Consider the following 384-nt stretch of genomic DNA (forward strand, 5'->3'; position numbering starts at 1 on the left):
GCAACTCAAAGGCTGCTCGCAGTTATTCCATTAAACGATTCAAACTGACAATCTCCTTTCGTTTTGTATTCCAAACCTAAGCGATCTTTAGGTTCTCTTTTTATAATCACCCCAACCATTTCAGAAGCTTTACTTGGGCATTTACCTTGTGATTCTTTGTAAAGATTTGCAGCATTTCCTAGTGCTATTACATCTGTAATTTCCATCTGCACTGCGATTTTTTCGCGCTGTTCCTCACGCTGAGCTGTTTTTACTGAATCATAAATAAAGGGGCTAGCGACAACACAAGCTCCAATCACCAATGAACCAACTATGATTGATTTATTCATTAATATTTACCTAAATTTCAATTTTTATAATGCGCTATAACGCCCGCCTAAGGGG

1 protein-coding gene is annotated in these 384 nt (G+C 38.0%); it reads right to left on the minus strand.

Annotated elements, in window-relative coordinates; all coding sequences use genetic code 11:
- Positions 1 to 5 precede the first annotated feature (5 nt).
- Positions 6 to 329 carry a hypothetical protein gene (locus tag GOU96_RS18410; RefSeq protein WP_055065320.1) on the minus strand — a complete coding sequence of 108 codons (324 nt, stop codon included), beginning with the start codon at positions 327 to 329 and terminating at the stop codon, positions 6 to 8.
- Between the last annotated feature and the right edge of the window lie 55 nt (positions 330 to 384).

Source organism: Vibrio sp. R-1 (assembly GCF_035615595.1).
GTDB lineage: Bacteria > Pseudomonadota > Gammaproteobacteria > Enterobacterales > Vibrionaceae > Vibrio > Vibrio cholerae.